Raw genomic sequence first — 12409 nt, forward strand, 5'->3', positions numbered from 1 at the left:
GCTTTCAGTTGATCTATTTATGGATCTGGCACCTCGAGTCGGTGATGCGCAGCTTGCATTACCCCATGCAAAATGCGTGCGAATAATATTATAATTCAGTGTGCTTTAGCGCAATTTTCCGAAATCGCACCATTTCATAGAATAAAAATCTAACGATTGGTCCCATAATCGGTTGAGAATATGAAGTGGTTCTAAAAATTGCGCTTGCAAAGTGACGATCCACACGTTTCGATAAGCGCAAGCTGCGGGCAATGGGGTGCGCGCGGCATGCTTTTCCGTGGAGGCGGACAATAATGAAATTCTACCAAAAACTCCTGGCAGCAACCGCGCTGGTGGCTCTGATGAGCGGTGCTGCATCGGCGAAAACCTTTGTGTATTGCTCGCCGGCTTCGCCTGAAGGTTTTGATCCGGCTGCCTATACCGGCGGCGATACGTTCGACGCCTCGGCCCATCCGGTTTACAACCGCCTTGCCGAATTCGAAAACGGAACGACGAAAGTCGTGCCCGGTCTCGCAGAAAGCTGGGACGTTACCGACGACGGTCTGGAATACACCTTCCACCTGCGCAAGGGCGTCAAGTTCCATTCGAACGACTATTTCACGCCGACCCGTGATTTCAACGCCGACGACGTGATCTTCTCCTATGATCGCATGCGCAACAAGGACAATCCTTGGCACCAGTACACCGCTGGCATCACCTACGAATATTTCGACAGCATGGAAATGGGTGCGCTGATCAAGGACATCGTCAAGGTTGACGATTACACCGTCAAGTTTGTGCTGAACCGTCCGGAAGCGCCGTTCCTCGCAAATATCTCGATGCCTTTCGCTTCGATCATTTCGAAGGAATACACGGACAAGCTCGCCGCTGATGGCAAGAAGGACGACCTGAACCAGGTTCCGGTCGGCACCGGCCCGTTCCAGTTCGTCGCCTACCAGAAGGACGCCGTCGTCCGCTTCAAGGCCAACGAAAACTATTGGGGCGGCAAGCCGAAGATCGACGATCTCGTCTTCGCGATCACGACCGATCCGGCTGTTCGCGCGCAGAAGCTCAAGGCTGGCGAATGCCACCTGATGTCCTATCCTGCTCCGGCAGACATCAAGGGCCTCCAGGCCGATTCCAACCTCAAGGTTGACGAACAGGCAGGCCTCAACGTGGCCTACTTCGCGTACAACACGCTGAAGGCGCCTTATGACAAACCGGAAGTCCGCAAGGCACTGAATCAGGCCGTCAACAAGCAGGCCATCGTCGATGCCGTGTTCCAGGGTCAGGGCCAGGTTGCCAAGAACCCGATCCCGCCGACGATGTGGGGCTATAACGACAAGGTCGAGGACGACAAGTACGATCCGGAAGCCGCCAAGAAGGCTCTTGAAGCCGCTGGCGTGAAGGATCTGAAGATGAAGCTGTGGGCGATGCCTGTCAGCCGTCCTTACATGCCGAATGCCCGCCGTACCGCCGAACTCATGCAGTCCGATCTGGCCAAGGTTGGTGTCAACGCCGAAATCGTTTCGATGGAATGGGGCGAATACCTCAAGAAGTCGTCCGACAAGGACCGTGACGGCGCCGTGATCCTCGGCTGGACCGGTGACAATGGCGATCCGGACAACTTCCTCGGCACGCTTCTCGGCTGCGCCGGCGTCGGTTCCAACAACCGCGCCCAGTGGTGCTACAAGCCGTTCGAAGACCTGATCCAGAAGGCCAAGGTCTCGACCAGCCAGGAAGAGCGCACCAAGCTTTACGAAGACGCACAGGTGATCTTCAAGGAACAGGCTCCTTGGAACACCATTGCTCACTCGACGGTCTTCGTGCCGATGTCGGCCAAGGTCACGGGCTTCAAGCAGAGCCCGCTCGGCGACTATCGCTTCGAAGACGTTGATATCTCCGAGTAAAATCTGACAACACGAGCGGCCGGGTGTAGGGTGATCCCCTGCACCCGGTCGGAGTTTTTGTATGTTCCGCTTCATATTGAACAAACTCGTCTATCTGGTTCCGACCTTCATAGGCATCACAATCGTGGCTTTTGCCTTCGTCCGGGTTCTTCCGGGCGATCCCGTGCTGTTGATGGCCGGCGAACGCGGCGTAAGCCCCGAGCGCCATGCCGAACTGATGGCGCAACTGGGCTTCGACCGCCCGATCTGGCAGCAATATCTCGACTATGTCTGGAACCTGCTGCACGGCGATTTCGGTCAGTCCCTGGTGACCAAAAAGCCTGTTCTCGTCGAATTCTTCGCGCTGTTTCCTGCAACTGTCGAGTTGTCCATCTGCGCGATCATCGTGGCTATTCTCCTCGGCATCCCTGCCGGCGTCATCGCGGCTGTCAAGCGCGGCTCATGGTTCGATCAGGGCCTGATGGGCATTTCGCTGGTCGGTTATTCGATGCCGATCTTCTGGTGGGCGCTTCTGCTCATCATCCTGTTCTCAGGCGTGCTGCAATGGACGCCGGTCTCCGGCCGCATCTCGCTGCTCTATTTCTTCCCGCCCGTCACCGGTTTCATGCTGATCGACAGCCTGATGTCAGACCAGAAGGGCGCTTTCGCCTCCGCGGTCTCGCATCTCATCCTGCCGACCATCGTGCTTGCGACCATTCCGCTCGCCGTAATCGCCCGCCAGACGCGCTCTGCGATGCTGGAAGTCCTGGGTGAAGATTATGTGCGTACCGCGCGTGCCAAGGGCCTTCCGGTTCGTCGCGTCGTCGGTCTGCATGCGCTTCGCAATGCGATGATACCCGTTATCACGACGATCGGCCTTCAGGTCGGCGTCCTGATGGCCGGTGCGATCCTCACGGAGACGATCTTCTCATGGCCCGGTATCGGCAAATGGATGCTCGATTCCATTTTCCGTCGCGACTATCCGGTCGTGCAGAGCGGATTGCTGCTGATCGCATTCATCATCATGCTGGTGAATTTGGTCGTCGATCTGCTGTACGGCCTCATCAATCCGCGTATCCGGCACAAGTGAGGGTATCATGACACACTCAGCTATTCAGCCGGAAGCCGTGAACGACGTTGGCAAGATGCGCGCGTTGAGGGATTTCTGGTTCTATTTCAGCGTCAATCGCGGCGCTGTGATCGGTCTTTTCGTATTTCTCGCGATCATTTTGGTCGCAATCCTTGCTCCGCTTATTGCGCCGCATGGACCTACGGATCAGTTCCGTGAATTCCTAAAGACTCCGCCGTTCTGGGAAGATGGTGGCACGACGCAGTTTCTTCTCGGTACTGACGAAGTTGGGCGGGACATTCTTTCCCGCCTGATCTACGGTGCGCAATATTCGCTGCTTGTCGGCTTCGTCATCGTCATCATTTCAATGTGCCTCGGCATAACGATTGGCCTTATCACCGGCTATTTTGGTGGCGGTGTCGATACGGTGTTCATGCGCATCATGGACGTTATCCTCGCATTCCCGTCGCTGCTGCTGGCGCTGGTTCTGGTGGCGATCCTTGGGCCCGGCCTGATCAATGCCGTTCTGGCGATCACGCTGGTCCTGCTGCCGCACTTCTCGCGTCTCACCCGCGCTGCCGTGATGGCGGAAAAGGAACGCGAATATGTGACCGCGGCCAAGCTTGCCGGTGCAAGCAAGCTGCGCCTGATGTTCAAGACCATTTTGCCGAACTGTCTTGCCCCGCTCGTGGTGCAGGCAACGATGTCGTTCTCCAACGCCATTCTCGATGTTGCAGCTTTGGGCTTTCTGGGCATGGGCGCGCAGCCGCCCACACCCGAATGGGGCACGATGCTTGCATCCGCACGTGAGTTTATCACGAGCGCCTGGTGGATCGTCACGTTCCCCGGCCTTGCGATCCTGATTACTGTTCTCGCCATCAATCTGATCGGCGACGGTCTGCGCGATGCGCTCGACCCGAAGCTCAAGAGGAGCTGACCGATGGCGCTGTTAGAAATCAAGAATCTATCGGTTTCTTTTGACACCTCGACCGGTCCCTTCAAGGCGGTCGACGGGATCGACATTACGGTGGACAAGGGCGAAGTGCTGGCGATTGTCGGCGAATCCGGTTCGGGCAAGTCTGTCGGAATGCTCGCCGTCATGGGCCTCCTGCCCAAGTCAGCGACCGTTACCGCAGATGTCATGACCTTCGACGGTCAGGACTTGCAGGCGATGTCCGACAAGGAACGCCGGAAGATCATCGGCCGCGACATTTCGATGATTTTCCAGGAACCGGTCGCAAGCCTCAATCCCTGCTTCACGGTCGGGTATCAGCTTGAGGAAGTGCTGAAGCAGCATATGGGCATGAACGGCTCGGCAAGCCGTGCCCGCGCCATTGAGCTTCTGGAACTCGTCGGCATTCGCGATGCGGCGGAACGCCTGAAAAGCTTCCCGCATCAGATGTCGGGCGGCCAGTGCCAGCGCGTCATGATCGCGATTGCGATTGCGTGCAATCCCAAGCTCCTCATCGCAGACGAACCGACGACGGCTCTCGACGTGACGATCCAGAAGCAGATTCTCGATCTGCTGATGCGGCTTCAGGTGGAGCACGGCATGGGTCTGATCATGATCACCCACGACATGGGTGTGGTTGCCGAAACGGCGGACCGCGTGATCGTGCAGTACAAGGGCCACAAGATGGAGGATGCCGACGTGCTGTCGCTGTTCTCCGCGCCCAAGCATCCATATACCCGTGCGCTGCTGTCGGCCCTGCCGGAGAATGCGACGGGCGACCGTCTTCCGACGGTGTCCGATTTCGTCTTTGAAAATAATGGTGCGGGAGAAGCGTGATGAGCGAGATTGTTCTCGAGGCGCGCGATATCAAGCGCGATTATCATGTCGGCGGCGGGCTGTTCGGCAAGCCAAAAGTGGTTCATGCCGTCAAGGGCGTGAGCTTCAAGGTCGAGAAGGGCAAGACGCTGGCGATCGTCGGTGAATCGGGTTGCGGCAAGTCCACGCTGGCCCGCATTCTCACCATGATCGATCCACAGACCTCCGGCGAACTGAAGATCGGCGGCAAGGATGTGAACATCGCTCGCGATGGCCTGACGCCCGAAATGCGCCAGAAGGTGCAGATCGTGTTCCAGAACCCCTACGGTTCGCTCAATCCGCGCCAGAAGATCGGCGACGTTCTGGCGGAACCGCTGTTGCTGAACACCAATATGTCTGCGGAAGAGCGCCGTTCCAAGGCCATGCAGATGCTGTTGAAGGTCGGCCTCGGTCGCGAGCACTTCAACCGCTATCCGCATATGTTCTCCGGCGGCCAGCGCCAGCGTATCGCCATTGCGCGCGCGCTGATGCTTAACCCGAAGCTGCTCATTCTGGATGAGCCGGTTTCCGCACTCGACCTTTCGGTGCAGGCCCAGGTCCTCAACCTGCTGGCCGATCTGCAGGAAGAGTTCGGCCTTACCTATGTCTTCATCAGCCATGACCTTTCGGTCGTGCGCTATATCGCCGATGAGGTGATGGTGATGTATTTCGGTGAGGTGGTTGAATACGGCTCGCGCGACGACGTGTTCAACAATCCGCAGCACGATTATACGAAGAAGCTCTTCGCCGCGACGCCGCGTGCGGATGTGGATGCCATCAAGGCACGCGTGGAAGCGCGCGCTGCTGCAAGACAGGCCGCCCATAGCTGACGCGCATCCTGCGCAGCCTGAAATTCGAAAGCCGCACATGAGAATGTGCGGCTTTTTTGTTCACGAAGAGGTTCCGCGCTGCTGATGCCAGGCCAGCGCACGCACAATGTCGTCTGCCGCAATCTTGCCGACCACAGCGCCATTCTCGACGATGCCGACATCGCCGCTGCTGTCCGCCACGGCATTCATCAGTTCGCGCACCAGCGTTTCGCGCCGTGCGGTAGCCGCAAAAGGACGCGGTGCCGCATTGCGATCGAAAGGCACCATGATGTCTCCGGCGCGAAGCACGCCGAGCGGGTTCATATGCGCAACGAAGTCGGCGACATATGCATCGGCGGGCTGCAGAAGAATTTCCTGCGGCGTGCCGCACTGGACGATACGCCCGCCTTCCATGATGGCGATGCGATTGCCGATCTTCATGGCTTCATCGAGATCGTGGCTGACGAAGACGATGGTCTTTTTCAGGCGCGACTGGAAAGCCAGCAATTCGTCCTGCAACCGCGTGCGGATCAGCGGATCGAGGGCCGAGAAAGGCTCGTCCATCAGCAGGATCGGTGCGCCGGTCGCAAAGGCGCGGGCAAGTCCGACGCGCTGCTGCATGCCGCCGGAAAGCTCCCCGACCTTGCGCTTGGCCCAGTCCTGCAAGCCGACGAGTTCGAGCTGGTCGCGGGCCTTGGCGAGGCGCTCGTCCTTGCCCATCCCGGAAATTTCCAGTCCGAAGGCGACGTTTTCCTCGACCGTGCGCCATGGCAGCAGGCCGAACTGCTGGAACACCATGGAAACGAGCTCGGTGCGCAGATGGCGGAGTGTCGCCCGGTCAGCCTTGCCGACATCGATGGCGCGGTCGCCTTCACGCACGAGAACGCGGCCGCGCGAAATCGGATTAAGCCGGTTGATTGCACGAAGAAGGGTCGATTTGCCCGAGCCGGACAGTCCCATGAGAACGAGGATTTCGCCTTCCTCGATGTTGAGCGTGCAATTGTGGACGCCCAGGACGAGATTGGTTTCCGCCTGGATCTGCGAGCGGGTTGCGCCGCGATCCGCCAGCGCCAGCGCGTCGCCGACATTGCTGCCGAAAATGATGCAGACGTCTTCGAGTGCGATGATGGTCATCCGCTTGTTCCTATTTCTCGTTCCCAGCGCGGAAGATGCGATCAAGTATGATTGCAACCACGACGATGATAAAACCTGCTTCGAAGCCGAGAGAAATGTTGACGGAGTTCAGCCCGCGCACCACCGGCACGCCGAGGCCGTCGGCGCCGACAAGCGCGGCGATGACCACCATCGAAAGCGAAAGCATGATCGTCTGGGTCAGGCCCGCGAGGATTTGCGGCATCGCATAGGGCAGTTCGACCTTCCAGAGAAGTTGCGAGCGTGACGCGCCAAAGGCTTCACCCGCCTCGATGAGCGAGGACGGTGTGGAGGAAATGCCGAGCTGCGTCAGGCGGATGGGGGCGGGGATCACGAAGATGACGGTGGCAAGCAGGCCCGGCACCATGCCGATGCCGAAGAAAACAATCGCCGGGATCAGGTAGACGAATGTCGGCAAGGTCTGCATCAGGTCGAGAACCGGACGCATCGCGGCGTAAAGTGCCGGACGATGGGCCGCAGCAATGCCGAGCGGCACGCCGATCGCCATGCAGACAAAACACGATGACAGGACGAGCGTCAGTGTCTTGAGGGTCGGTTCCCAGTATCCCTGATTGATGATGAAGAGGAAACCCAGAACGGTGAGCAGGACGACTGAGATACGACGCTGGATCAGCCAGGCAATGATTGCGAAGATGGCGATCAGCAGCAGTGGATGCGGCAGTTGCAAGAGATACAACAAGCCGTCAATCAGGCCCTGCATGACCGCCGCCAAAGTGTCGAAGAAAAGCCCCAGATGGGTCGTCAGCCAGTCCACCACAGATTTGGCGGTTGGTCCGACAGGAATCTTGTAGTCCGTCAGCCAGTTCAACGATCAAGTCTCCTGCTGCGTGCTTGTGATGAAGGTGCTGGAATGTGCCGGGCCGCGTTTGTCGCAGCCCGGCGGCATAGGAGAATCAAAGGCCGAGCGCCGCCTTGACGGCCGGCAGGCCTTCCTTGCCGTCGACGGTCGTCACGCCTGCGAGCCACTGGTCGAGAACGCCGGGATTGGCCTTGAGCCAGTCCTGTGCGGCTTTCGACGGTTCCTGGCCGTCATCGAGAATCTTGCCCATGATCTCGTTTTCGATATCGAGCTTGAATTCCAGATTGGTGAGGAACTTGCCGACGTTCGGGCATTCCTGCGTGTAGCCGGTGCGCACATTGGTTTCGACCTTGGCGCCGCCGAGATTGGGGCCGAAGAAATCGTCGCCGCCAGTGAGGTAGGCGATTTCGAAACGCTTGTTCATGGGATGCGGTTCCCATGCCAGGAACACGACCGGGTCCTTGCTCTTGATGCTGCGCGCGACCTGCGCCAGCATTCCCTGCTCGGAGGATTCCGCCAGTTCGAAGGATTTGAGACCAAAGGCGTCCTTGTTGATCATGTCGAGGATCAGGCGGTTGCCGTCATTGCCCGGTTCGATGCCGTAGATCTTGCCGCCCAGCTTGTCCTTGAACTTTGCAATGTCCTTGAAGTCCTTGAGGCCTTCGTCATAGGCGTATTTCGGCACGGCGAGGGTGTATTTCGCGCCCGTCAGATTGGTGCGCAGCGTCTCGACGGTCTTGTCGTCCAGATAGGGCTGGAGGTCGGCGCTCATGGACGGGTTCCAGTAGCCGAGGAAGACGTCGATGTCCTTCTTGCTCAGCGACGCATAGGTCACCGGCACGGAGAGAACCTTGATGTCGGTCTTGTAGCCGAGACCTTTGAGGATTTCCGTCGCCACCGCCGTCGTGGAGGTGATGTCGGTCCAGCCGACATCCGAGAAGCGGACGGTCGAGCAGCTTTCGGGTTCGGCGGCGACGGCGTTTGCAGGCGCGCTCAGCATTGCCGTTCCCGTGGCAAGCCCACCCAAGGCAAGCGTAAGCATAAGGGTCGATACGGACTTCATTGTTCTCTCCATTTACCGGGCCGTTTTTACGGATTGATTGTTTTTCCGGTTCCAGCTTTAGCAAACACCAAAGATTTCGCCATTCAAGTACCATAGCGGCGAAAATGTTCTTGATTGCGACGTTGACCGCAGTTTCCGGCGAAAAACCGTTTCGCACCTGATTTGAAACCGCCTTGAAGCTGTTTGTCGCTCATCATTTTCCGGAACCGTCGGCCAGGGGAGGCGGGCAGGATTGCCACGCACTTGGCCGAAGCGGGTTGGCGCCATGTTACGGATCGGCTCCCGGGATTCAACCCTGTCAGCGGAAATTGACGGATAAAATCAGTTGGATGAGTGTTCGAGTGGATTGAATTTGACGTTTGATATCCGTCCGATATAAACCTCGTTTCAAACGTCAAATTCGAAAAATCCACGCGATTCATAAAGTTACCAGTGGTCTGATTCCGACATTTGCTCAGCGCTCATATCCGCGGGACGCAAATGTCGGAATCAGACCATTGGGTTGTCGAAAAGATGAGCACACTCTATTTGAGAACCAGTGGCTTTTTCAGGCTTGGCTGCTTGCGAACGGGACTTGCGATGCATAGGTCCGCGTGCGGTGCAGACGCGGTGCGAAGCCCCGGTTTATGGGGCAAAAGGAAGGATATTTTACAGTGTGGAATGCAGTAAAGGGCGTTTTTTCCTTCCTCGGACGTTTCATCGCGGCGCTTGCCCGCCTGATTGCCATTCCGCTTGGCGGTTTGTGGCGGCTTTTCCTGCGGCTCGGAATTTTGTGGAAAGTTGTAAGCGCGGTCCTCGTGATCGGTCTTGGCGGGCTTTACCTCTATTTCATCTGGCAGACTCAAGCCTGGACGAATTTCGATCCCGATTATCCGGCCAAATACAGCTATCAGAACGCGACAACGCCCGGCGAAGAGGTGAAAGCGGAGGCCGCGCCAGCCGAAGTTCCGTCCACTGCCGCACCGGCAGAACAGCCCGCCACTGCGCCATCAACCGGCCAGAACGGCGATGCCGCAACGGCGAATCAACCGGTTCAGGCGGCGCAATTGCCGTCGTCGGCGCGCAAATGTTCGCGTTCGGCCATTGCTGAAGTTGCTGCCGATCTCACCGATTTCAACGTCAACCAGAATGCATGGATTTCTTCCATGCTGCTCTACAAGCTCGGCTTTTTCGGGCTGGATTGGGACCGCACGCCGTTCCTCGACAACAAGGCTTCGTTCCAGCGCGGCATCAATGCAGCCGTGCGCCGCACGGCAATTGAACTCGTTGATAATATCGGACGCCTCAGAGGCACATCGCAGATCGATGGCGATCTGCAAAAGGCGCGCGGCAATCTGCAGTTTGCCGAAGATTCCTGGTATTTCGGCCTGAGTCCCTTTGGCCCTAAAACGCCGACGCCGAGCTATTACCGTTCGGCGATCAAGGATCTGCGTGCCTTCAACGGGCGGCTGGAAAACTGTCAGGCAACATTCGATGCCCGCGCCGACAATCTGATCCAGTTCGTGGACCGTATCGCGAGCGACCTCGGTTCGACTTCGGCCATCCTCAAGGACCGTGCCGAGAACTACCATGCCGGCTGGTTCGACACGCGCGCGGATGATCGTTTCTGGTTCGCCTATGGCCAGCTTTATGCCTATTACGGCCTGCTGCGTGCAGCACATTCGGATTTCCGCGGCGTTCTGGCCGAAAAGCACCTCGACGGTGTGTGGGACGAGATGGAAAAGCAGATGCGCGCGGCGCTCGACATGCAGCCTTTCATCGTTTCCAACGGCAGCCCCGATGCCTGGTTCACGCCGTCGCATCTGACCACGATGGGCTTCTACATCCTGCGTGTCCGTTCGAACCTCGTCGATGTGAAGCAGGTTCTGGAGCGCTGACGGGCGATGGAACTGCCAGCTACCTTGCGACAGGCGGTGGATGCCGCGCTTGAGGGCGTGGCTCTGGCCGACCTGAAGCGCGCATCCGAAATGCTTTCGCGCCGTTACCGGGCCGAGACGCGCGACGGGCGCATGCATATTTCCGACGATCTTGCCGCGAAAGCCTATCTGGCGGCGCGGCTGCCTGCGACCTATGCGGCGGTCCGCGCCAGTCTGGATAGTGCAGCTGAGGTCTGTCCCGATTTCGCGCCGCAAACCATGCTGGATGTGGGCGCAGGGCCGGGAACGGCGCTTTGGGCGGCCAGGCAGCGCTGGCCCATGCTTCAATCCGCAACCATGATCGAGGCAAGCCCTGCAATCCGTGCAGTGGGAAGCGGCCTTTCGCAAAATAGCGGACTGCCCGATCTTGATTGGCGGGCGGGGGATGTGGTGCGGGAAAAGCTCGATTTTCCACAGGCCGATCTCGTGACCATTGCCTATGTGCTGGACGAGCTTGCGCCTGAAAGGCGGCAGACGCTGATCTCGCGCCTGTGGGCAGCGGCAAAACAGATGCTGGTTATCGTGGAGCCGGGTACACCGGCGGGCTGGCAGCGCATCCTCGATGCACGCCACACGCTCATCGCCGAAGGCGCAATCATTGCGGCGCCCTGTCCGCACCAGCTCGATTGCCCGCTGGCCGCGCCCGACTGGTGCCATTTCTCGCGCCGGGTCGCGCGCTCTCGCATTCATCGTCTGACCAAGGACGCGGAAGTGCCGTGGGAGGATGAGAAATTCATCTATCTTGCTGCGGTGCGCGAGACGGTCAATGATGTGAAGGCGCGAGTGATCGCGCCGACCCGGGTTGGCGGCGGCAAGGTTTCGGTTAAACTGTGCAAGGATGACGGCAGGGCCGAAGAACGTCTCCTGACCAAGCGCGAGGGTGATCTGTTCCGTTGGGCGCGCCGCGCCGACTGGGGCGATGCTTTGATTGAAGAGTGAGCCGGAACCAAAACGATGAAGATCAGTCTGGTCCAGTTACGTCTGCTTGAAGCTGTTGCGGAAACCGGCAGCGTCGGCGCCGCCGCGCGCCGCCTGCGCCTGACGCAATCGGGCGCAAGTCAGGCGATTGCGACACTGGAAAAGATACTCGGGGTCGAGGTGCTGGCACGAAAGCGCGACGGCGCTGCGCTGACGGCATTCGGACAATCGATCCTTGCCGACGCCAAGGCGGCGCTTCAGGCCATCGACCGGATAGAGGTGCAGGCACGGTGTCGTGCTTCAGGCGCGCCCGAACGGCTGCGCGTTGCGGCAATCCCGAGCCAGCTCCAATATGTCCTGCCCGGTCTGCGAAAGACGTTTCAGCGGCTTTATCCCGGCATCGAGTTCAGTGCTTTCGAGGGTGGGCACGATGATGTCAGCCTGTGGGTGCGGGACGGCATTGCTGATCTCGGCATCACCTCGCTGCCCACGCCTGAGCTTGAGGCTCGCGAGGTTGGCCGCGAAGAACTGGTCGTGGTGGGCAGGCGGGACGATCCCTTCATGCGCAACGACACTGTTGCCGCGGAGGAACTGCGCAACCGCCAGCTGATCGCGGCTGCGGGCTGCGAAATGATCATCGACCGGATTATCCATGGCGATGGCGAAATGCGCAGCGAGCAGGTGCGCACGCGGGACGTCGCCACGGTGCTGGAAATGGTGCGGCATGGCATCGGCACCACGCTTCTGTCGGAAATCAGCCTGCCGGACGCCGATCTGCATGGATTGCGCGCGCGCCGCCTCAATCCGCCGACTTTCCGCACTGTCTATATCGTCTTTCGAGCCGACAGCCCGGTCAAGCATCTGATCGACCGGTTCTGCGATGTGGCCCTGCAAGCCAGAAGCCGGGCGGCATAAGAAATTCTAATATCTCATATCTCGCTTATCCGTGGCGCTCGTCGCGGCCAGGAATGCAATAGTCCGGCGCTA

General features: G+C 58.9%; 11 protein-coding genes. 8 read left to right on the top strand and 3 right to left on the bottom strand.

All coding sequences use genetic code 11. The features are described from left to right. The first annotated feature begins 293 nt into the window (after positions 1-293). The 5 genes from JNC63_RS09340 (at position 294) to JNC63_RS09360 (ending at position 5574) form a co-directional block, all read left to right on the top strand. Positions 294-1889 carry an ABC transporter substrate-binding protein gene (locus JNC63_RS09340; protein WP_006472623.1) on the top strand — a complete coding sequence of 532 codons (1596 nt, stop codon included), beginning with the start codon at positions 294-296 and terminating at the stop codon, positions 1887-1889. A 61-nt stretch (positions 1890-1950) separates the two neighbouring features. Then, the gene (locus JNC63_RS09345; protein WP_006467377.1) at positions 1951-2958 is read left to right on the top strand and encodes an ABC transporter permease subunit; all 1008 of its coding nucleotides are present in this window, start codon (positions 1951-1953) and stop codon (positions 2956-2958) included. Between the two features lie 7 nt (positions 2959-2965). After that, entirely contained in the window at positions 2966-3874 is a 909-nt protein-coding gene (locus tag JNC63_RS09350; protein WP_006467376.1) for an ABC transporter permease subunit, read from the top strand. Positions 3875-3877: 3 nt separating this feature from the next. Next, complete coding sequence (locus tag JNC63_RS09355; protein WP_006467375.1) at positions 3878-4726, top strand: ABC transporter ATP-binding protein; 849 nt, start codon at positions 3878-3880, stop codon at positions 4724-4726. Further along, a complete protein-coding gene (locus JNC63_RS09360; RefSeq protein ID WP_006472712.1) occupies positions 4726-5574 on the top strand; it encodes a dipeptide ABC transporter ATP-binding protein in 849 nt (282 codons plus the stop codon). Before JNC63_RS09355 ends, JNC63_RS09360 begins: the two co-directional genes overlap by 1 nt. Positions 5575-5634: 60 nt before the next feature. Here the strand turns inward: JNC63_RS09360 and choV are convergent, their stop codons facing one another. The 3 genes from choV to JNC63_RS09375 all read right to left on the bottom strand — a co-directional run bounded on the left by choV (position 5635) and on the right by JNC63_RS09375 (position 8588). Next, positions 5635-6687 carry a choline ABC transporter ATP-binding protein gene (gene choV, locus JNC63_RS09365; RefSeq protein ID WP_063882108.1) on the bottom strand — a complete coding sequence of 351 codons (1053 nt, stop codon included), beginning with the start codon at positions 6685-6687 and terminating at the stop codon, positions 5635-5637. Between the two features lie 10 nt (positions 6688-6697). Next, on the bottom strand, positions 6698-7534 hold the full coding sequence (gene choW / locus JNC63_RS09370; protein WP_063620708.1) for a choline ABC transporter permease subunit: 837 nt from the start codon (positions 7532-7534) through the stop codon (positions 6698-6700). A gap of 85 nt (positions 7535-7619) precedes the next feature. Then, a complete protein-coding gene (locus JNC63_RS09375) occupies positions 7620-8588 on the bottom strand; it encodes a choline ABC transporter substrate-binding protein (RefSeq protein WP_006472714.1) in 969 nt (322 codons plus the stop codon). A 626-nt stretch (positions 8589-9214) separates the two neighbouring features. Between JNC63_RS09375 and JNC63_RS09380 the strand changes: the two genes are divergently transcribed. Genes JNC63_RS09380 through JNC63_RS09390 form a run of 3 tightly spaced genes read left to right on the top strand, consistent with a single transcriptional unit; the run spans position 9215 to position 12337 of the window. Further along, a complete protein-coding gene (locus JNC63_RS09380) occupies positions 9215-10465 on the top strand; it encodes a DUF2333 family protein (RefSeq protein ID WP_063620710.1) in 1251 nt (416 codons plus the stop codon). A gap of 6 nt (positions 10466-10471) precedes the next feature. Beyond that, the gene (locus JNC63_RS09385; protein ID WP_063620712.1) at positions 10472-11443 is read left to right on the top strand and encodes a small ribosomal subunit Rsm22 family protein; all 972 of its coding nucleotides are present in this window, start codon (positions 10472-10474) and stop codon (positions 11441-11443) included. A 15-nt stretch (positions 11444-11458) separates the two neighbouring features. Next, positions 11459-12337 (top strand): LysR family transcriptional regulator, encoded by an 879-nt coding sequence (locus JNC63_RS09390; protein ID WP_063620714.1) that lies wholly within the window; start codon positions 11459-11461, stop codon positions 12335-12337. The last annotated feature ends 72 nt before the right edge of the window (positions 12338-12409 follow it).

Source organism: Brucella ciceri (assembly GCF_041930145.1).
GTDB classification, from domain to species: Bacteria; Pseudomonadota; Alphaproteobacteria; order Rhizobiales; family Rhizobiaceae; genus Brucella; species Brucella intermedia.

What these genes read in the sequence shown, in the direction of transcription:
- JNC63_RS09385 (WP_063620712.1), top strand. Translation starts at nt 10,472, where the DNA reads ATGGAACTGCCAGCTACCTTGCGACAGGCGGTGGATGCCGCGCTTGAG.
- choV (WP_063882108.1), bottom strand. Translation starts at nt 6,687, where the DNA reads ATGACCATCATCGCACTCGAAGACGTCTGCATCATTTTCGGCAGCAAT.
- JNC63_RS09360 (WP_006472712.1), top strand. Translation starts at nt 4,726, where the DNA reads ATGAGCGAGATTGTTCTCGAGGCGCGCGATATCAAGCGCGATTATCAT.
- JNC63_RS09345 (WP_006467377.1), top strand. Translation starts at nt 1,951, where the DNA reads ATGTTCCGCTTCATATTGAACAAACTCGTCTATCTGGTTCCGACCTTC.
- JNC63_RS09390 (WP_063620714.1), top strand. Translation starts at nt 11,459, where the DNA reads ATGAAGATCAGTCTGGTCCAGTTACGTCTGCTTGAAGCTGTTGCGGAA.
- JNC63_RS09340 (WP_006472623.1), top strand. Translation starts at nt 294, where the DNA reads ATGAAATTCTACCAAAAACTCCTGGCAGCAACCGCGCTGGTGGCTCTG.
- JNC63_RS09350 (WP_006467376.1), top strand. Translation starts at nt 2,966, where the DNA reads ATGACACACTCAGCTATTCAGCCGGAAGCCGTGAACGACGTTGGCAAG.
- JNC63_RS09375 (WP_006472714.1), bottom strand. Translation starts at nt 8,588, where the DNA reads ATGAAGTCCGTATCGACCCTTATGCTTACGCTTGCCTTGGGTGGGCTT.
- JNC63_RS09355 (WP_006467375.1), top strand. Translation starts at nt 3,878, where the DNA reads ATGGCGCTGTTAGAAATCAAGAATCTATCGGTTTCTTTTGACACCTCG.
- JNC63_RS09380 (WP_063620710.1), top strand. Translation starts at nt 9,215, where the DNA reads ATGGGGCAAAAGGAAGGATATTTTACAGTGTGGAATGCAGTAAAGGGC.